The organism is Leifsonia tongyongensis (assembly GCF_010686705.1).
Lineage (GTDB): Bacteria > Actinomycetota > Actinomycetes > Actinomycetales > Microbacteriaceae > Diaminobutyricibacter > Diaminobutyricibacter tongyongensis.
In genome coordinates, this window is record NZ_JAAGWY010000002.1 from 382,119 (window position 1) to 401,860 (window position 19,742).

Annotated in this window: 16 protein-coding genes; 12 read left to right on the forward strand and 4 right to left on the reverse strand. The window is 66.9% G+C overall.

Annotation, left to right across the window (positions count from 1 at the left end; genetic code table 11):
- Positions 1 to 73 precede the first annotated feature (73 nt).
- The 3 genes from G3T36_RS09810 to G3T36_RS09820 all read left to right on the forward strand — a co-directional run bounded on the left by G3T36_RS09810 (position 74) and on the right by G3T36_RS09820 (position 3,433).
- Positions 74 to 1,084 (forward strand): cation diffusion facilitator family transporter, encoded by a 1,011-nt coding sequence (locus tag G3T36_RS09810; protein WP_163289613.1) that lies wholly within the window; start codon positions 74 to 76, stop codon positions 1,082 to 1,084.
- A gap of 24 nt (positions 1,085 to 1,108) precedes the next feature.
- On the forward strand, positions 1,109 to 2,107 hold the full coding sequence (locus G3T36_RS09815; protein WP_163289614.1) for a helix-turn-helix transcriptional regulator: 999 nt from the start codon (positions 1,109 to 1,111) through the stop codon (positions 2,105 to 2,107).
- A gap of 192 nt (positions 2,108 to 2,299) precedes the next feature.
- Complete coding sequence (locus G3T36_RS09820; RefSeq protein WP_163289615.1) at positions 2,300 to 3,433, forward strand: VIT1/CCC1 transporter family protein; 1,134 nt, start codon at positions 2,300 to 2,302, stop codon at positions 3,431 to 3,433.
- 24 nt (positions 3,434 to 3,457) lie between these two features.
- Here the strand turns inward: G3T36_RS09820 and G3T36_RS09825 are convergent, their stop codons facing one another.
- Entirely contained in the window at positions 3,458 to 3,925 is a 468-nt protein-coding gene (locus G3T36_RS09825; protein ID WP_163289616.1) for a DUF1707 SHOCT-like domain-containing protein, read from the reverse strand.
- A gap of 125 nt (positions 3,926 to 4,050) precedes the next feature.
- Between G3T36_RS09825 and G3T36_RS09830 the strand changes: the two genes are divergently transcribed.
- From G3T36_RS09830 to G3T36_RS09860, 7 genes are all read left to right on the forward strand, one after another.
- Complete coding sequence (locus tag G3T36_RS09830; RefSeq protein WP_163289617.1) at positions 4,051 to 4,341, forward strand: DUF6504 family protein; 291 nt, start codon at positions 4,051 to 4,053, stop codon at positions 4,339 to 4,341.
- 47 nt (positions 4,342 to 4,388) lie between these two features.
- The gene (locus tag G3T36_RS09835) at positions 4,389 to 5,228 is read left to right on the forward strand and encodes a DUF3097 domain-containing protein (RefSeq protein WP_338031535.1); all 840 of its coding nucleotides are present in this window, start codon (positions 4,389 to 4,391) and stop codon (positions 5,226 to 5,228) included.
- A gap of 223 nt (positions 5,229 to 5,451) precedes the next feature.
- Positions 5,452 to 5,655, forward strand: a complete 204-nt coding sequence (locus G3T36_RS09840) for a cold-shock protein (RefSeq protein ID WP_163289618.1) — start codon at positions 5,452 to 5,454, stop codon at positions 5,653 to 5,655.
- Between the two features lie 234 nt (positions 5,656 to 5,889).
- Positions 5,890 to 7,533 carry an HNH endonuclease signature motif containing protein gene (locus G3T36_RS09845; RefSeq protein WP_163289619.1) on the forward strand — a complete coding sequence of 548 codons (1,644 nt, stop codon included), beginning with the start codon at positions 5,890 to 5,892 and terminating at the stop codon, positions 7,531 to 7,533.
- 40 nt (positions 7,534 to 7,573) lie between these two features.
- Positions 7,574 to 8,320: a DnaE2-dependent mutagenesis accessory factor ImuA' gene (gene imuA' / locus G3T36_RS09850; protein WP_338031536.1), complete on the forward strand. Its 747-nt coding sequence runs from the start codon at positions 7,574 to 7,576 to the stop codon at positions 8,318 to 8,320.
- Positions 8,320 to 9,915 carry a DNA polymerase Y family protein gene (locus tag G3T36_RS09855; RefSeq protein ID WP_163289620.1) on the forward strand — a complete coding sequence of 532 codons (1,596 nt, stop codon included), beginning with the start codon at positions 8,320 to 8,322 and terminating at the stop codon, positions 9,913 to 9,915. The genes imuA' and G3T36_RS09855 overlap by 1 nt, the downstream gene beginning before the upstream one ends.
- A 33-nt stretch (positions 9,916 to 9,948) precedes the next feature.
- Positions 9,949 to 13,425 (forward strand): error-prone DNA polymerase, encoded by a 3,477-nt coding sequence (locus tag G3T36_RS09860; RefSeq protein WP_163289621.1) that lies wholly within the window; start codon positions 9,949 to 9,951, stop codon positions 13,423 to 13,425.
- Positions 13,426 to 13,436: 11 nt separating this feature from the next.
- On the opposite strand, the gene G3T36_RS09865 is transcribed toward G3T36_RS09860, so the two are convergent.
- The 3 genes from G3T36_RS09865 to G3T36_RS09875 all read right to left on the reverse strand — a co-directional run bounded on the left by G3T36_RS09865 (position 13,437) and on the right by G3T36_RS09875 (position 17,019).
- A complete protein-coding gene (locus G3T36_RS09865) occupies positions 13,437 to 14,159 on the reverse strand; it encodes a VIT1/CCC1 transporter family protein (RefSeq protein WP_163289622.1) in 723 nt (240 codons plus the stop codon).
- 142 nt (positions 14,160 to 14,301) lie between these two features.
- Positions 14,302 to 16,131: a DEAD/DEAH box helicase family protein gene (locus tag G3T36_RS09870; protein WP_163289623.1), complete on the reverse strand. Its 1,830-nt coding sequence runs from the start codon at positions 16,129 to 16,131 to the stop codon at positions 14,302 to 14,304.
- A gap of 69 nt (positions 16,132 to 16,200) precedes the next feature.
- Positions 16,201 to 17,019: a mechanosensitive ion channel family protein gene (locus G3T36_RS09875; protein WP_163289624.1), complete on the reverse strand. Its 819-nt coding sequence runs from the start codon at positions 17,017 to 17,019 to the stop codon at positions 16,201 to 16,203.
- 109 nt (positions 17,020 to 17,128) lie between these two features.
- Between G3T36_RS09875 and G3T36_RS09880 the strand changes: the two genes are divergently transcribed.
- Together G3T36_RS09880 and G3T36_RS09885 are read left to right on the forward strand one after the other, a co-directional pair.
- Entirely contained in the window at positions 17,129 to 18,835 is a 1,707-nt protein-coding gene (locus G3T36_RS09880; protein WP_338031537.1) for a SulP family inorganic anion transporter, read from the forward strand.
- Positions 18,836 to 18,903: 68 nt separating this feature from the next.
- Positions 18,904 to 19,701, forward strand: a complete 798-nt coding sequence (locus tag G3T36_RS09885; protein WP_163289625.1) for an SGNH/GDSL hydrolase family protein — start codon at positions 18,904 to 18,906, stop codon at positions 19,699 to 19,701.
- The last annotated feature ends 41 nt before the right edge of the window (positions 19,702 to 19,742 follow it).

Sequence of the window (19,742 nt, forward strand, 5' to 3'; positions counted from 1 at the left end):
TTGCTGGCTCCCGGATGCCCGGTTCGACGCGGGCGAGTCGCCCGGGTCCGCAGGACGGTCTAGTGTGTGCCGCATGAGCGAAGATCCCGGGACGAGCGGACCCACGAAAGCGGCGGGACGCCTCCGCACGGTGATCATCGCCTTTGCGGCCAACTTCCTCGTCGCCGTGGCGAAGACGTTCGCTGCGGTGATCACGGGCTCGGCGTCCATGGTCGCCGAGGCTGCGCACTCGTGGGCCGACACGGGCAACGAGGTCTTCCTGCTTCTCGCGGAGCGACGGTCGGTCCGGCCACGGGACTCCGCGCATCCCGACGGGTACGGCCGCGAGGCATACGTCTGGTCCCTGATCGCCGCGTTCGGCCTCTTCACGGCAGGTGCCGTGGTATCGATCTACCACGGTTTCGCCGAATTGACGCGGGCCGAACCGGTGAACAACTTCGGGGTGGCATACGTCGTCCTGGCCGTCTCGTTCGTCTTCGAAGGGATCTCGTTCGCGCAGTCGTACGTTCAGGCGCACCGGATGGCCGACGAACGCGGCACCGGAACCCTCGAGCACGTCCTCGTCACCTCCAACACGACGCTCCGTGCCGTCTTCGCCGAGGATGCCGCAGCCCTCATCGGCCTGGTCATCGCCTTCCTCGGCGTGCTCACCCACCAGCTCACCGGAAACGCCGTGTACGACGCGATCGGCTCGATCCTGGTCGGCGTGCTGCTCGGGATCGTCGCGATCATCCTCATCGACCGCAACCGGCGCTTCCTGGTCGGCCAGCCGGCGTCGGATGCGGTCACCGACAGCGTCCTCGCCGTTCTGCTGGAGCGGGACGAGATCGAGAAGGTGACGTACCTGCACCTGGAGTTCGTCGGGCCCGAGCAGTTCAACCTGGTCGCTGCCGTCGACCTCGCGGGCGACCATCCGGAATCGGATGTCGCTGCGGAATTCCTCGCCATCGGACGGGAACTGGAGAAGAGCCCCTACATCCTGGGTGCGGTGCTGACGCTGTCCCTGCCCGGTGCGAAGGCGCTGGTGCCCGGGCATCCGGATGAGAACCGCAGCAATGCGAAGACGATAGCGGACAGTTTTTGACCGTAATCGGGCGAGAATGGAGTCATGGCCACCACCGGTTCACGAACGCTCCAGCTGCTCTCGCTGCTGCAGACGCACCGCTACTGGTCAGGGCCTGAACTCGCCGACCGTCTCGAGATCTCCGTCCGCACCCTCCGCCGTGACGTCGACAGACTCCGCGACCTCGGCTACCCGGTCGACGCGACCCGGGGCGTCGACGGCGGTTACCAGCTCGCGGCGGGCGCATCCCTCCCCCCACTCGTGGTCGACGACGAAGAAGCCGTCGCGCTCGCCGTGGGGCTCCGCACAGCCGCGCAGGGCGGCATAGCCGGAATCGAGGATGCCTCCGTGCGAGCGTTGACGAAGGTCGTGCAGGTGATGCCGCCCCGGCTCCGCAGGCGAGTGGATGCGCTCCGCTCCGCCACTGTGGCTGGAACCCTGCGCCCCGGGCCCAGCGTCGACCCGGATGTGCTCACCGGGGTCGCGCAGGCCTGCCGCGACGAAGAGCGGCTCGAGTTCGACTACGTCGCCCGCGACGGACAGTCCAGTCGCCGACACGTCGAGCCGCACCGGCTCGTCTCGGTCGGCCGTCGCTGGTATCTCGTCGCCTACGACCTCAGCCGGTTCGACTGGCGCAGCTTCCGGCTCGACCGCGTGAGCGGACCCCGGCCGACCGGGTCGCGGTTCCGTCCACGGGCACTGCCGGCCGACGACGCCGCCTCGTTCGTCCGCGAATCGCTCGGCAGCCTCGCACCGGCCCCGGTCGAGATCGAGGTCGTCATCGATGCGCCCCTGGCCCACGTCGAGGCGACGATCGGGCAATGGGCGCGATCCGAGGCCGTCGACGACACGACCACCCGCTCGCAGATCACCTCGGACGGCTACGACTGGGCCCTCTTCGCACTCGGTGTCGTCGATGCGGAATTCACGGTCGTGTCGCCACCCGGGTTCGCGGAGCGCGCACGCTCGTGGGGCGCTCGGTTCGTGCGGGCCGCAGAAGATGCGCCGGCCGCATCCCGTAGAATGTCAGGAGAAGGGGAGTAGTTCCCGCCGGTCCGCGTACAGCGACTCCGGCGGCGGTGTGTCGACATACTGGCTGTGACAGCCCGGTGCACCACCCGTCAACCGGGCGAACGAGACCTTCGGCCACACAACAAACGACGACGCGAAAGCGTCTCCTTGCCATGGCCGAAGCGTCGGACTCACCGTGCTTCGGTCGAGACCGAAGGAACGGACATGAACGCACCCTCCACGCCGGCCAACCCCTCGGCCGCTCCCCCACGCGAGCCGAGCGCAGCCGACATCAAACGCTGGCGACAGTACCTGGCCGACGAGCGGGCCGAAGCCTCCGTCTATCGCGACCTGGCGGGACGGCGGACCGGAGAGGAGCGGGACATCCTGCTCGCGCTCGCAGACGCGGAGGGCCGTCACGAAGCCCACTGGCTCGAACTGCTCGGCGACCGCGTGGGCAAACCGCTCAGAGGCGACCTGCGCACGCGCATCCTCGGGTTCCTCGCACGCCGATTCGGGTCCGTCTTCGTCCTCGCCCTCGCGCAGCGCGCCGAAGCCCGGTCGCCCTACGCCGCGGACTCGGATGCGACCCCCTCGATGGCCGCGGACGAGCAGATCCACGAAGAAGTCGTGCGCGCTCTCGCCGCACGCGGTCGCAACCGCCTCTCGGGAACCTTCCGGGCCGCCGTCTTCGGTGCGAACGACGGACTCGTCAGCAACCTCGCGCTGGTGCTGGGGATCAGCGCCAGCGGGGTTCCCACCCACGTGGTGCTGCTGACCGGACTGTCCGGGCTGCTCGCAGGCGCCCTGTCGATGGGTGCGGGCGAATACGTGTCCGTGCGGTCGCAGCGGGAACTGCTCGAAGCATCCAGTCCGAATCCGCGGACGCGCACGGCGCTCCCCGACCTGGACGTCGATGCGAACGAGCTCACACTCGTCTACCGGGCGCGAGGGATGAGCCCGGACGAAGCCGCCGCCCATGCGACCGAGGTGCTCCGCGATTTCACCGTCGAGCGCGATGGCGGCGATGCGGGCGCTCTCGACGAGGCCCGCGAGGAGGGCGTCGACAGGCACGAAACGGTCGGGACCGCCTGGGGTGCTGCGATCTCGAGCTTCTGCTTCTTCGCATCCGGCGCTTTGGTGCCCGTGCTCCCCTACCTCTTCGGGCTGCAGGGCACGACCGCGGTGATCGTCGCGGCCGTACTCGTCGGCGTCGTGCTCCTGTCGACCGGCGCGATCGTCGGGCTGCTCTCAGGCGGACCGCCTCTGCGACGGGCACTGCGCCAGCTCGGAATCGGGTACGGGGCCGCGGCTGCGACATACCTGCTCGGGCTGTTGTTCGGTACGGCGCTCGGCTGAGTCGCGGCGTCGGTTCGTCGACGGTCAGCGGTAGCGGTCCCTGTTGCGCTCGCGGCCCCGGCCACCATCCGCGTAGGCGATGATCGCGACGACAGGTATCAGAAAGAACCACAGCCAGCTGTAAGCGAATCCCCACAGCAAGCCGGTGAGGAAGAACAGGATCAGCGCGATGAACGGGATGATGGATGTCCAGACCAAACGCCACCCCTCCGTGGATCCCCCGCTATAACGGTCGTTGTAGCGACTGGGCTCACCGGTCGGCGCGAACGTCGCTGTCGCATTCGAACCGGGAAGCCCGCCGGGAAGGTCCGCGAACAGCGGGGCAAGGTCTCCCCGTGTGACTGCGGCGCGAGCCGAAGCGCTGCGCGTGGCCAGCTCGGAGTCGCTGAGCCGGCCATCCCGGGCATGCGCTTCGAGAGCCGCGACGGCCTGGTCGCGTTCGGCGTGACTCAGGCGGATCCGGGACTCCGACGGATCGGTGAAGTCGGTCATGAACTCATTGTGGACCCGGTCGCGACACGCCGAAACGGTCGATCCCGACTTTCACCGTGGGTCGCTAGCGGCGTACACTCGATCAATCGAACATATGTTCGAACATGCGAGTGAGGCGGGTGGACATGGCGGAGATCGATGAGGCCGTCGCAGTGTGGACGACGGATGACGGAGTGCCCGTGAGGCTCGTGTGGCGGTCGACACGCTACCGTGTCACCGACACCCCGACCGTCTGGGCCGACACGTGTGAGTGGTGGCGACCGTTCGAACCCAACGAGTACGGAATCGGCAGTGTTCCGCGGCGAATCGGCGGCTGGAGGTTCCAGGCGACGAGCGATCGTGGCGAAGCGCACGTCTTCGATGTGCGGCACGACGACGAGAGACGCAGCTGGAATCTGGTGCGGATCTTCGACTGACAGCGTGCCGTCGCGGTCACGCCGCACTCGCGAACTACGCTCGCCGGGTGACATACGACCGCTACGGCTCCGATGTGCTCGCATCGGGGTGGAAGACCGCAGGCCAGAGACCCGTTCCCGATGTGGAGGCGGTGCGCGACCTCGTCGTCGAGGATGCCGCGAGTGGTTTCTGCGGTGCCGTCACACGTCTCGAACGCTCGACCGTCGAGCTCGAGGACCGTCTCGGCAAGAAGCGCGTGTTTCCGCTCGGTGGAGGTTTCCTGATCGACGGTGAGCCGGTGACGCTGGTCGTCCCCCGGTCGGCGGATGCCGGTGCGCGAGCCCGGACCGCATCCGGATCCTTCAGTGTCGCCGCCGCACCCGCCCGGGTCGCGCGTGCGAGCCGGATCTTCGTCGAAGGCAGGCACGACGCCGAGCTGGTGGAGAAAGTCTGGGGTGATGACCTGCGTGTCGAAGGTGTCGTCGTGGAATATCTGGAAGGCGTGGATCACCTCGAGGACATCATCAGGGACTTCGCCCCAGCGACAGGCCGTCGGATCGGAGTGCTGGTCGACCACCTCGTCCCCGGGTCGAAGGAGAGCAGGATCGCGGAGCAGGTCGTGCGCGGACCGTACGGGAAGAGCGTGCTCGTTGTCGGGCATCCGTACGTCGATGTGTGGCAGTCGGTGAAGCCTGCTCGGCTGGGCCTCGAGGCGTGGCCGGTGATTCCCCGATCCATTGAATGGAAGCACGGCATCTGCGAAACGCTCGGATGGCCGCACGCGGACCAGGCCGATATCGCGCGTGCCTGGAAGCGCATCCTCGGCTCCGTGCGGTCGTTCACCGACCTCGAACCGGACCTTCTCGGACGTGTCGAACAGCTCATCGACTTCGTCACGGCCGACTGACGAGACTAACGATTTGGCAACGGCGAACCTGTCAAAACGCGCGCTTACTGTGGATTCGCAGCTACCTGTGAGTAGGCTTAGGGCAAGTCGTTGTGTTTTGCATGTATGGAGCGGTTGCGTGCCGGAACCCCCGGAACGTTGCGATCCTTTCAGGAGCAGGCTTACAACACGCGACCGAGGCCTCGGCGTTCGAGGTCAATTAACGCTCCTGGAGGAGTTTGTCATGGCAACAGGTACGGTCAAGTGGTTCAACGCAGAAAAGGGCTTTGGTTTCATCGCTCCCGATGACGGAAGTGCCGATGTGTTCGCGCACTACTCCGCGATCGCGAGCTCGGGCTACCGCTCGCTCGACGAGAACCAGAAGGTCGAGTTCGAGGTGACGCAGGGCCCCAAGGGTCTGCAGGCGGAGAACATCCGCCCCATCTGAGCTCACTGAGTGAGTCTCTGAACACGCTGCTTCGGGGTTCGCCCCGGGGTGGATAGTTCAAGGCGAGAGCCGGGTCTTCGGGCCCGGCTCTTTTTTGTTTGAAGCCACTGGTAGGCAGATGAGTGACCGCCGCAGGGCTTGGAACTGTCCTCCACATTGGTGGGGTCATTGAAGTTGTCCACCGATTAGAACTCCGGCAAATGCTGGTGTTCGCGTTGCTGGTTGGCTTGGTGCATGACCTTCCCCGCCGCTGACGATCTCGACGCGGTCGCTGCCGCGCTCGACGCGTTGCGCGCGCTCGAAGCGGATGCGGATGCTGTGGCGGTAGCGGATGCGGATGCTTCCGGTCTGAGCGAAGCGCAACTGCACGCCCGCTCGCTGGCGGCGATCGGCGCAGTGCGGGCGGTGCTGGAGCGGGTGGCGTTGCGGCGGATCGCCGCCCTGGACCGGGCCGTCAGCCTGGACCCAGCCACGGATCCGGTGCGGGCCGGCGGGCACGGTGATATCGGGTCGTTCCTGGCGGAACTGTGGCGCACCAGCCTGCCGCACGCCCGCCAACTGTGTGCGGTGGCCAGGGCGACCGCACCGAAACACACGCTCACCGGCGAAGAACTACCGCCGGAGTTTCCCGAACTGGCTGCCGCACTGCTGGGTGACCCCAACGATGCCGGTGACCCGGGAGAACCGGAAGCCTCGGGCGACCCGAAGACCGGCGCTGCGCCCACCGGTCACGTGTCGGTGGAGCAGGCGGCAGTGATTATCCGGGAGCTGGGTAAGACCGGCGACGGCTGCAGCCTGGAGCAACGCAGCATGGGTGAGCGACTGTTGGTCGAGCATGCGCCGGCCCTGACCGTCGAGCAGATGCGCCGGTCGGCGATCCAGCTCCGCGACCGGCTGGATGAGGACGGCACCGAACCCCGCGAGCAGATCCAGCGCAGGCGGAGGTCGTTGACGATCACCACCACCCGGGACGGGATGACCCGGATCGACTGGCGCCTCGACGCCGAATCCGCCGGCCATGTGGTGCCGCAGATCACCGCCTACGTCACCCGCGACCTCCACGACAAACGCAACGGCCGCAACACCAGCGACGGTCACGACGTAGGCGAATCCCGCGACACCGGTGACGGTCACGACGTAGGCGACTCTCGGGACACTGGCGACTCTCGCGACACTGGCGACATTGGCGACTCCGGTCACACCGGTGACGCCCGCAATGCGTCGACTCGGCCGACGGGGGTGCGGTTCGAAGACCCCGAACCCGACACACCGGACACGGCGGCGATGCCGGAGACCCGGAGTATGGCCCAGCTGCGGTCGGATGGGGCGGTCGAGGTGTTCCGGCACCGGGCCGGCTGCACGTCCGGTATCAGCAGTCCGCCGGTGACCATGATCGTCCGAGTGGCGTTGGCCGACCTGCGCTCCGGGAAAGGTGCGGCGGAGATCGACGAGGTACCCACCCCGATCTCCGCGGCGACCGCCCGGCGGCTCGCCGCCGACGCGAACCTGATCCCCATGGTCTTAGGGCGTGACAGTGAAGTTCTCGACCTGGGCCGGAAGCAACGACTGTTCTCCCCGGCGCAGAAGCACGCCCTGGCCGACCGGGACGGCGGGTGCGCCTGGACCGGCTGCCCACATCCACCGTCCTACACGCAGGCGCACCACATCCGCTGGTGGGATCGGGATACCGGACCGACCGATCTGAAGAACGGGATCCTGCTCTGCTCGCACCACCATCATCGGGTGCACGACGACGGCTGGGACATCCAGGTCCGCGAACACATTCCCTGGTTCACGCCACCGGCGCACCTCGACCCGAGCCGCACGCCCCGCAAAGGCGGCCGCATCCGCCTGCCAAGCTCTCCACACAAGAGTTAAACCATTTGCGTTCTTCGAACATATGTTCGAAAATTGAAGTGTGTCTTCGATTGCAGCTACCCTCACCGAACCGGGGCCAGACCTGGCCCAGGTGAGCGATCTGCAGGCACGGATCCGGCAGATGCAGGCGACGAAACTCGAAACCCGAAACCTGCAGACGCACCCTGCTATTGCGAGCCTTCTCCCGGGTGGCTCACTGCGGGCTGGAGCCGCCTATTCGATACAAGGCTCGACGACACTTCTGATGGCATTGCTTGCCGGTCCGTCGAAGGCAGGCGCGTGGTGTGGCGTCGTCGGAATGCCCGACTTCGGTGCAGAAGCAGCCGGTCGGTTCGGTATCGATCTGGAAAGGCTGGTGCTCGTCCCTCACCCGGGCGATCAATGGCTCACCGTCACGGCTGCTGTGGTCGACGTGCTGACGGTAGTGGTCGTCGCGCCTCCGGGGCGAGCCAAAGACGGCGACATCGCTCGGCTCGGTGCACGACTCCGGCAACGTGATGCGACCCTGATCGTGGTCGGCGACTGGCCCCAGGCAGAAGCAAAGCTCAGCATCTCAGACAGCGGATGGCAAGGGCTCGGTTCGGGAAACGGCTTCCTCTCATCACGCCAGGTCACGGTCACAGCGACGGCTCGTGGCGGTATGGGCGCTTCACGCAGCGCGCGCCTCTGGTTGCCTGACCCGGGTGAACACTTCCGGCCGACAGAAGAAGAAACACGAACGGCGTCACGCTCGCAGCAGCCACACCAGCAGTCGCTGACTTCCGTAGCGCTGGAAGCGGTGGGCTGATGGCGACGACAACCGTGCCGATCACAACCGTGCCAACCACGACCGTGCCGACGGTAACGCGGGCGATCGTACTGTGGTGCCCGGACTGGCCGGTCACAGCGACGATGCACACCCACGAGATCGCAGACGACATCCCTGTGGCGCTGGTCGACCGCAACCTCGTCTTCGCCTGCTCGGCAGCAGCGCGGGCCGAAGGGGTCAAGCGTGGTCTGCGCATCCGCGAAGCCCAGGCACGATGCACACAACTACAGGTATTCCCGTACGATCCGATCCTCGACACACGCACCTTCGAACCCGTACTGGCAGCAATCGAGGAGATCATGCCGGGCGTACAGCTCGTGCGTCCGGGAACCTGCGTACTGCGTGCACGCGGTCCGAGCCGCTACTACGGCAGCGAAGAACGCGCTGCAGCGGAGCTTCTCCGCTGCCTCGAAGGACTGGGCATCGCCGGCGGCCGAGTGGGTATCGCAGACGGGCCGTTCGCTGCAGAACAGGCAGCCAGGAGCACGGGGTACGACGCCATCCGCATCATCCCGGCGGGACAATCGCCGACCTTCCTCGCACCACTCCCGGTGACGCTGCTCCCCCAGACGGAACTCACGGCGTTGTTCCGGCGGCTCGGCATCCATACTCTCGGTGACCTCGCGGCACTCGACACGACCGATGTGCGGGAACGGTTCGGAGAGCAGGGAGCACGAGGTCACCTGCTGGCGAGCGGACTCGACAGCGCCGGGGTGGTGCCACGCACTCCCCCGAAACAGCTCGACCGCACCATCGAATTCGAACCGCCACTCGACCGGATCGACCAGGTGACGTTCGCGTTCCGTGCGACAGCCGACACGTTCATCGCTGGGCTCACGAAAGCGGGACTGGTGTGCACCTCCATCCGCATCGAGGTGACTGCCGAATCGGGTCAGGTCAGCGAACGCACGTGGCTGCACCCCCGACTGTTCAGCGTTACCGATGTGGTCGACCGGGTGCGCTGGCAACTGCAGGGCAGCGGGGCGATCGACAGTGGGCTGGGTTCCCCGATCGCGCGTGTGCGGGTCACCCCCGAAAGCGTCGACGACATCGGCCATCACGAAGAAGGACTGTGGGGCGGTGGAGCCGACGAACGGATCCACCACGGCCTGTCCCGGGTGCAGAGCATGCTCGGCCATGAGGCAGTTCTGACCGCAACAATCGGTGGGGGCCGTGTGCTGGCCGAACGCCAGCAGCTGGTCCCATGGGGTGACCGTGCGACACATGCTGCAGGCACGAAACAGCCGTGGCCGGGAAGCCTGCCGGCACCGGCACCAGCGACAGTGTTCGAGACACGGCGTCGTGTGGGGGTGTTCGCCTCCGACGGCCAACCGGTACGGGTCGACGACCGCGGTACGGTCACCGCGCAGATGGCGCTGTTCTCGACCACGGGGTCCATCCGCGACGCACGCGAGGTCAGTGCGTGGGCGGGGCCGTGGCCCATCCTCGAGCGGTGGTGGGATGCACAGCAGAGCCGCAGCATCCAGCGATTCCAGGTGGTCGCTGCAGACGGCACGGCATGGCTGCTCATGCTCGACGGTGACGAATGGACGGCGGAGGGCCGCTATGACTGACGTCACTGCCGGAACCGTAGGAAGGGATGCCTGATGGGCTGGAACAACCCTCCGATCCCGTGGGCGGAATTCGAACGCCGCCTGTCCGACACACGTCGTACGGGCGGGCCGCCGCACGACGGCGACGGAGACGGCGGAGACAGTCCGGCCTGGTCCCGTAAGCGCGAGCCATACCAGCCGCCGAAACTGCTGGATGAACAACCGGATGCGGACCACATTCCGTATGCGGAACTCCACGCGCACTCCAACTTCAGTTTCCTCGACGGGGCGAGCTCCCCTGAAGAACTGCTCGAAGAGGCCACCAGGCTCCGCCTCCACGGGCTGGCACTGACCGACCACGACGGGTTGTACGGCATCGTGCACCTCGCGGAGGCGGCCGAAGGCTACGACCGGGTCAAAACGGTGTTCGGTGCAGAGCTTTCACTCGACCTGAGCAAACCGCAGAACGGCGAAGCCGACCCGGAAGGAAGCCACCTGGTCGTGCTGGCCAAAAAAGAAGAGGGATATCATCGCCTGGCCGGAGCCCTGACAGCAGGCCAGCTGGCCGGTGCGGAGAAAGGCCGACCCCTCTACGACCTCGACGACCTGGCCGACCGCGCCGGCGGCGAATGGATGGTGCTGACCGGCTGCCGCAAAGGGGCGGTGCGGCAAGCGCTCGCGGGCGGCATGCACGGGGCGGGCGCTTCGGTACGCAATGCGGCACCGGATGCTGCAGCAACGGAACGCGAGGTCATGAAGCTCGTCGAACGGTTCGGACACGAGAACGTTCTCGTGGAACTGTTCGACCAGGGCAATCCTCTCGACAGCACCGACAACGATGTGCTGGCGGAGATCGCGACACGGCACGGGCTGGCCATGGTGGCGACCAACAACGTCCACTATGCGACCCCTGCCCAATATCCGCTGGCTTCGGCCCTCGCATCCGTGCGTGCTCGCCGGAGTCTGGACGAGATGGACGGCTGGCTGCCCGCATCCGATGGTGCACACCTGCGCAGCGGACGGGAGATGGCGACACGGTTCCAGCGCTACCCCGGAGCGGTCGAGCGCACGGTCGAGATCGCTGACGACCTGTCGTTCCGGCTGCGCAGCGCACGCCCGAAACTCCCGAAACAGGATGTCCCCGATGGCCACACTCCGATGAGCTGGCTTCGCGAGCTGACCTGGCAGGGGGCGGCACGAAAATACCCCGACCTGGATTCGACGAGACACAGCGCGAAACGGGAACGGATCCAGCGCGAACTCGACGTGATCGAGGCGAAAGACTTCCCCGGCTACTTCCTGATCGTGTACGACATCGTGAAATACGCCCGCTCGCAGGGCATCCTCTGCCAGGGCCGGGGTTCGGCAGCGAACTCGGCGGTGTGCTACCTCCTCGACATCACCGCCGTCGACTCGATCAAATACAACCTGCCGTTCGAACGGTTCCTGTCGAGCATGCGCGAAGAGGAACCCGACATCGATGTGGACTTCGACTCGGATCGCCGCGAAGAAGTCATCCAGTACGTCTACCGTCGCTACGGACGCCTCAACGCGGCGCAGGTCGCCAACGTGATCACCTACCGCCCCAAGAACGCGGTGCGTGACATGGCGAAAGCACTCGGTTACAGCCCGGGCCAGCAGGACGGATGGTCCAAACAGATCGACTCCTGGGGTTCAGTGCAGACCAGCGTCGACCATGACATCCCCGACAATGTGGTCGAGCTGGCACAACAGGTACTGCGCTTCCCCCGGCACCTGGGCATCCACTCGGGAGGGATGGTGCTCACGGATCGACCGGTCGGCGAGGTGTGCCCGATCGAACACGCCCGCATGGAGAACCGCACGGTGCTGCAATGGGATAAAGACGACTGCGCATGGATGGGCCTGGTCAAGTTCGACCTGCTCGGGCTGGGGATGCTCAGCGCACTCGACTACTCGATGAAGACGATCTCGACGGCGATAGGAGAGCACTGGACCCTCGACACGATCCCGAAAGAGGAGCAAGGCGTCTACGACATGCTGTGCCGTGCGGACTCGATCGGGGTGTTCCAGGTCGAGAGCCGTGCACAGATCGGCACACTCCCCCGTCTTCAGCCCCGCGAGTTCTACGACCTGGTCATCGAGATCGCGCTGATCCGGCCAGGGCCCATCCAGGGCGGAGCGGTGCATCCGTACATCCGGCGCAAACTCGGCACAGAGAAGGTGACCTACCTGCACCCGTCGCTCGAACCGGTGCTCGAACGCACCCTCGGGGTGCCGCTGTTCCAGGAACAGCTGATGCAGATGGCGGTCGCGGTCGGAAACTGCACGGCAGAGGACGCCGACCTCCTGCGGAGAGCCATGGGATCGAAACGCGGCCAGGAGAAGATCGGCACGCTGCGAGACAAACTGTATGAAGGCATGGCCGGCAACGGCATCACGGGTGTCGATGCGGATGCGATCTACAGCAAGATCGAGGCGTTCGCGAACTTCGGATTCGCCGAAAGCCACGCGATCAGCTTCGCTCTGCTCGTGTATGTGAGCTCGTGGATGAAACTGCACTACCCCGGGGCCTTCCTCGCCGCGCTGCTCCGGGCGCAGCCGATGGGGTTCTACTCGCCGAGGACGTTGACAGCGGATGCGCGCAGGCACGGCGTCGAAGTACTGCGACCCGACATCCTGCGATCCGACGTGTTCCCGGTGCTCGAACCGATCGAGCCGGCGACAGGCGTCGAACCCGCGGCGGCCACGGGTTCCGACCGGTGCCTGGACGCCGACCAGCCGCCGATCATGCCGTTCGACCGCTCCGTGCCGCTCGATGAGAGTGCACACCGGCGCGATGCCGGATTCGCGGTACGGCTCGGACTCGCAGGGGTCACCTCCATCGGAGAGAAACTCGCCGAACGGATCGTCGCCGAACGCACCACCGCGGGTGCCTACCGCGACCTGGGCGACCTGGTGCGCCGTGTCGGCCTGAACGTGGCCCAGCTCGAAGCACTCGCGACGGCGGGAGCATTCGACACCCTGGGACTCAGCCGCCGCCAGGCGATCTGGGAGGCAGGCAACGCCGCTCAGGAGAAAGCCGACTACCTCAACGGGACGACGATCACGGTGCAGCCGCCGCTGCTGCCGCTGCTCACTCCACCCGAACAGCTGGCGTCCGACCTGTGGGCGACGGGGATCTCGACGGACGACCATCCCATCCGTTTCCTCCGGCCGCAGCTGAGCGAACGAGGGGTGTACCGCGCAGAACAGCTGATGGGAGCCGAAACGGGCAGGCGCATCGAGGTGGGCGGCGTTGTGACCCACCGGCAACGCCCGGCTACTGCAGGCGGGGTGACCTTCCTCAACCTCGAAGACGAGACAGGGCTCGTCAATGTGGTGTGCCCGGTGGGTGTCTGGAATCGTTACCGTCGGGTGGCGAGGGAAGCGCCGGCGATGATCATCCGCGGAATGCTCGAGCGGTCAGAAGAAGGAGTGGTCAACGTGATCGCGGATCGCCTGGAAACCCTCACGACCGGGATACGGACGGCCTCACGCGACTTCCGCTAGCGCTGAACGCCTCAGACCACACCCGAGGTGCCGAGCAGCGACCCGATCAGGAAGGTCGCGATCAGCGCGAGCGCACCACCGATCACGACACGCACCACCGCCCTGCCGCGCGAGCTTCCACCGATGTACGCGGCGACATAGCCGGTGATCGCCAGAGCGATGAGAACCACCACGAACGTGACGATGATTCGGATCGACGGAGGAAGAAACAGGATCGACAACAGCGGAAGGATTCCACCGATGGTGAAGGCGATAGCCGAGGCGAACGCCGCATGCCACGGACTGACGACGTCGTTCTGGTCGATGTTCAGTTCCGCCGACAGGTGCGCGGCGAGAACGTCGTGCTCGGTCAGCTCGTGTGCGACCTGCCGCGCCGTCGCCGGTGAGAGTCCCTTCGCTTCGTAGAGTCCGGCGAGCTCCTCGAACTCCTCCTCCGGCATCTCCGCGAGCTCACGTTTCTCCTTCGCGATGAGCGCGTGCTCACTGTCGCGCTGGCTGCTCACCGACACGTACTCGCCGAGGGCCATCGAGACCGCGCCGCCGACCAGCCCGGCAAGACCGGCCGTGAGGATGGGTGCGAAGGCGCTGGTGGCACCGGCGACACCGACGACGATGGCGGCGACGGAGACGATCCCGTCGTTGGCGCCGAGGACGCCCGCCCGCAACCAGTTGAGCCGCTGCGCGAGGCCTTCGCGGTGCGGCTCGTCGTCGTGTAAACCGTTCTCAGTCGTCATGACACAAGCCTAGAACGAGACACCGACAGCTCCGCGCACGGAGCCCGGTGCTGGGAGCCCGGCCTAGGAGCCCGGCCTAGGAGCCCGGCCCTGGAGCCCGGCCCTGGAGCCCTAGCCCTGGAGCCCCGCCCAGGAGCCCGGCCTAGGAGCCCAGCCGCCGCCTGAGGAAGTCGATCCGCGCCTGCAACTGCGTGACGCTGGCCTGCGCGACCGCAGGACCCCCGCACACCCGCCTCAGCTCGGCGTGCACGAGGCCGTGCGCTTCACCGGTGTTTTTCGCGTACAGCCCGACCAGGCTGTTCAGCAGGCTGCGCTGCTCCTTGAGGTTGCGGTACAGGGGCGCCGGCGGGTGTGCGGCATTCTCGGCGCTTCCTCCGTGCTGCGGTCGCGACGACCCCCGACGAGCCTGTCGGGCCTGCCGCTGAGTGAGGAGTTCGTGTACCTGCTCCGGTTCGAGAATGCCGGGCAGCCCGATGAAGTCGTGTTCTTCGTCACTTCCCGGGACCGCGTAACTGCCGAATTCGGCGCCGTCGTACAGCACTCGATCGAAGTTCGCCTCAGACGCCAGCGCTTCGAACGCGAAGAGGTCCTGCAGACGGTCCGACGCCTTGTCGTCCCGGTTCGCTTCGGCGACCATGGCGTCTTCGGGGTTGTAGAGGTCACCTTCTTCGTCACCGGTGCGGATGCGGTCGAGGGCATGATCCCTTTCGAGTTCGAGCTGCGCCGCGAGACTCATGAGCATCGGGACGTTCGGCAGGAACACCGACGCGGTCTCACCGCGCCGGCGGGCTCGGACGAAACGCCCGATCGCCTGGGCGAAGAACAGGGCGGTGGATGCACTGGTCGCGTACACGCCGACGGACAGCCGCGGCACGTCGACACCTTCTGACACCATGCGCACCGCGACCATCCACCGCGTCGTGCCTTTCGAGAACTCTTCGATGCGGTCGCTGGCCTCCTTCTCGTCGGAGAGGACGACCGTCACCGGCTCTCCCGTGAGCTGGCGGAGGATGTCGGCGTAGGCACGCGCGGTGTAGTGATCGGTGGCGATGACGAGGCCACCTGCATCCGGAATCGAATTGCGTACCTCGGTCAGCCGACGGTTCGCGGCACTCAGCACGGCCGGGATCCATTCGCCTTTGGGGTCGAGCGCGGTCCGCCATGCCTGCGAGGTGATGTCTTTGGTGTTGCCTTCGCCGAGGCGCGCCTCCATCTCGTCGCCCGCTTTGGTGCGCCACCGCATGTGCCCGGCGTAGACCATGAAGATGACCGGGCGCACGACACCGTCTTCGAGGGCGCGACCGTACCCGTAGTTGTAGTCGGTCTGCGAGGTGCGGATGCCGTGGCGGTCGGGCAGGTAGGTCACGAACGGGATCGCCGCTGTGTCGGACCGGAACGGGGTTCCCGTGAGGGCGAGGCGCCGGGTTGCGGTCTCGAACGCTTCGCGGATGCCGTCGCCCCAGTTGAGGGCGTCTCCGCCATGGTGGACTTCGTCGAGGATCACCAGAGTGCGATACGAATCGGTGATGTCACGGTGCAGGCTCGGCCGCATGGCGACCTGGGCATAGGTGACGGCGACGCCCTTGTAGTGCCGCCCGTAACGGCCGTCGGCGTTCCTGAAGGTCGGGTCGAGCCGGATGCCGACCCGTTCGGCGGCCTCTGCCCACTGCCTCTTGAGGTGCTCGGTCGGTGCGACGACGGTCACGCGCTCCACCACGCGTCGCGCGAGGAGTTCCGTAGCGAGCCGGAGTGCGAACGTGGTCTTGCCGGCCCCCGGCGTCGCTGCGGCGAGGAAGTCACGAGGCTCGTGTACGAAGTACGCGTCGAGAGCTTCCGCCTGCCACGCGCGCAGCTTGCGTGCCGTCCCCCAGGCCGCGCGCTCCGGGAAGGACGGTGACAGGTGCTCCGCGGCGAAGGTACCGACATGTGCACCCGGGCGTTCGGGTGTCGGCGGCGAGGTCGGTGTATCCACTTGGAACCAATTTACCGGCTCCCACTGACACCTTCGGCACCGCCAGCTTCGGCGGGTGTCCGGGCCGACTCAGACGGACGGCTGCGGGATGATCGGGTCGGCCATCTCCAGGGAGGTGACGGTCGCCTCGATTCCTGCATCCTTCAGAGCGTTCGTCACCGCCACGACGACGTTGGACGTCACGGCCTCCCACGCCGAAGGGTCATGCCAGAAGTCGACGCCGAACGTCATCCGGTCGCTTCCCGACTGTGTCGCCCGCACCTGCACGGGCTGGTCACCCAGTCCGTCGGCGGATGCGGCGGCCTCCGCGACGAGGGCCGACAGCGTCGCGAAACGCTCGGTCGTCAGCATCCGCACCTGGATGCTCGTGCGCAGGGCCCCGCGCTCGCTGAGGTTCACCAGCGGATTGTCGACGACGAGGGAGTTCGGGATGTGCACACTGCGGCCGTCGATGGTGTGGACGATCACCGAGCGCGCGGTGAGGTCCTGCACAGAGCCGACGTAGCCCTGGATCTCCACCCACTGGCCGACATCGATCGGGCGCCGGGACTGCAGCACGATCGCAGCTCCCCAGTTGGCGGCGATGTCGCGCAGTGCGAGGGCCGCGATCAGCCCGATGATGATGACGCTGACGATGAGCGGCTGCAGGTTCGCACCCAGGAACGCCAGCGCGACGCCCACGCCGAGCAGCACGATGAGGTATTTCACGATGCGGGCGAGCAGTGCGACGAGGGCGCTGCTCACCCTGGGCCATCGGCGTCCGACGGCGAGTACGGCTCTCTTGGCGAGGGATCCGAACACGAACCCGGCGATGAGCGCGAGGACCGCGAGGAGGATGTCCCAGCCGGAGAGGTTCGCGCTTTCGAAGAAGGCCGCGATCTTGTCCATGACGGCAGTAAAGCAGCAGGTGCGCGCCGACTGTGGTCGGCGCGCTGGTCGCGATTCGGGGCGACGGCTATGCTCGCACTCGACGGGCGTGCGGTCGAAAGGTCGAATCGTGAGCGAAGACGTTCTCAACCCGGAGGCCAGGCCGCGACTGCTCCTGCCGGGGCTCACGATGCACAACGTCGGTCGGGAGCTTCTCGCCGGTGTCACGCTTCTCGCGATCGCCGTGCCGGTCAACATCGGCTACTCGCAGATCGCCGGGCTCCCCGCGACGGCCGGGCTCTACGCCCTGATCGTCCCCGCCGCGATCTGGGCGCTCCTCGTCTCGTCGAGGCAGCTGGTCGCCTCTCCCGACGCTGCTGCGTCGGCGCTGGTCGCATCATCGTTGGGCGGGCTCGCCGTGGCCGGAGGGAAGGACTACGCGACCCTCGCCCTCGCGCAGGCGATCATCGGCGGCGTCATGTTCTTCGCCTGTGCGTTCTTCAAGCTCGGGTTTCTCGCGAACTTCCTTTCGAAGCCCATCCTGACGGGCTTCGTCGGAGGTCTGGCCCTCGACATCCTGCTCGACCAGGTCGCGAAGATGCTCGGCGTGAAGATCCATTCCGGCGAGGAGTTCCTCGTCAAACTGGGCGAGTTGTTCACCGGGCTGCCGACGGTGAACCCCTGGTCGGTGCTGATCTCCGTATCATCGATCGCGATCATCCTCCTCGGCCGGCGGTGGCTCGCGCGTGTGCCCTGGGCACTTGTCGTGCTGGTGCTGTGGACCATCCTGGATGTGTCAGCCGGACTCGAGAACCAGGGGGTCGCGGTCCTCGGAACGATCCAGGCGGGGCCGCCGAAGCTCACCTGGCCGATCATCGACTGGAGCATGTGGCTCGCTCTCATACCGAGTGCGGCAGCGCTGACCGTCGTCGCGATGGGCGAGGGGCTTCTGGTCTCTCGCGCGTACGGCGCCAAACGCGACTACCCGGTGAATCTCAACAGGGACCTGTTCGCATTCGGCGCGGCCAACGTCGCCGCCGGTGCGTCAGGCGCCTTCACGATGGGGTCGTCCACCTCGCGTACGGCGGCGATGGACCAGGCCGGCTCCCGCACCCAGGTGCCGGCCCTCGTGACAGCGGTGATCACCCTGCTGCTCGTCATCTTCGGCACGGGCCTGCTCGAGCACATCCCCTCCCCCGTGATCGGTGCGATCATCACGGTCGCCGTCGTCCCCTTGCTCGGTTTCGGCGAGTTCGCAGCTCTCTGGCGGCTGCGCAAGTTCGAGTTCGCCGTAGCGGCCGTCTGCTTTCTCACCTCGCTGCTGCTCGGCCCGATCCAGGGCATCCTGATCGCCTTCGTCCTCGCCCTCGTCAACCTGGCGAAATCGGCGGCCGACCCCGCCGTCGATGTGCTGAACGCCCAGGGTGTCCCCCAGGGGTCGATTCTCCCGGTCCAGGAGAGAGGAGAGGTGACCGCCCCCGGGATCCTCGTGATCCGCTTCGCCGCGCGCGTGTTCTTCGCGAACGCGTCCGCGTTCAAGGATGCCGTCGAGGGAGCGGTGCTGGCCGCGGCGCCGGCCGAGGTCCGCCACGTGGTGATCGACTGCGAGGCGATCGGCGATATCGACGTCACCGGCGCGGACGCCGTCGCCGCGACGAAACAGTGGGTGCTCGAGCGTGGTCTCTCCTTCGGATACTGCCGGGTGCGACCCGACCTCGCCCGGGTCCTCTCCGAGTTCGGGCTCGACGCCGGATCGACGATCTACGGCACGACTCGCGACGCGATCGCGCGGCTCAGTGCCGCCGATGCAGCACAGGGCGGCGGCGCGCAGCCCTGACGCTAAGGCCGGCCCGAGCGTGCTGGCCGCGAACGTATACGTGGTGTGAAGGCGTGCAGAATGGATGCATGGCCGACGTGCAGCATCCCTGGTCCCGTTATGTCGCGATCGGCGACTCGTTCACCGAAGGTATCGGAGACCCGGAGCCGCGAAGCCCCGGAGGCCACCGCGGCTGGGCGGACCGGGTCGCGGAGGTCCTCAGTAGCCAGACCGACGATTTCGCCTATGCGAACCTGGCGGTGCGAGGAAAGCTCATCAAGCAGATCCTCGACGAACAGGTGGAGCCGGCGCTCGCCTTGCGCCCCGACCTGGTGACGATCTCGGCGGGCGGAAACGACGTCATCCGTCCCGGCACCGACCCGGACCATATCGCCGCGCTCTTCGACGCCGCGGTCGCCCGGCTCAGGTCCGATGGGGCGACCGTGGTGGTGTTCACCGGCGTCGACGTCGGCTTCTCGTCCGTCTTCCGCGGTATCCGGGGAAAGGTCGCGATCTACAACGAGAACGTGCGCGCTGTCGCGGCACGCTACGACTGCATCGTCGCAGACCAGTGGTCGCTGACCGAGATCCAGGATGCGCGGATGTGGGCGCCCGACCGCCTGCACCTCGCCCCGCTCGGCCACCACACCGTCGCTCGCATGGTGCTCGCTGCGCTGAACGTCGAGAACGACCTGCAACCGCTTCAGCCGGAACCGCTACCGGAGCGGACCTGGCGGAAGGCACGCGCGGAGGACCTCTCGTGGGCGCGCGAATACCTGGTGCCGTGGGTGGTCCGCCGCATCCGCCACCAGTCGTCGGGCGACCACATCCTGCCCAAGCGGCCCGAGGCGGCGCCGTTCACCTACCCCGGCTACCCCGGGGACTGAGTCGGCGTGCCTGGTCTTACCGGGCCTCGGTCGAGCCCGGG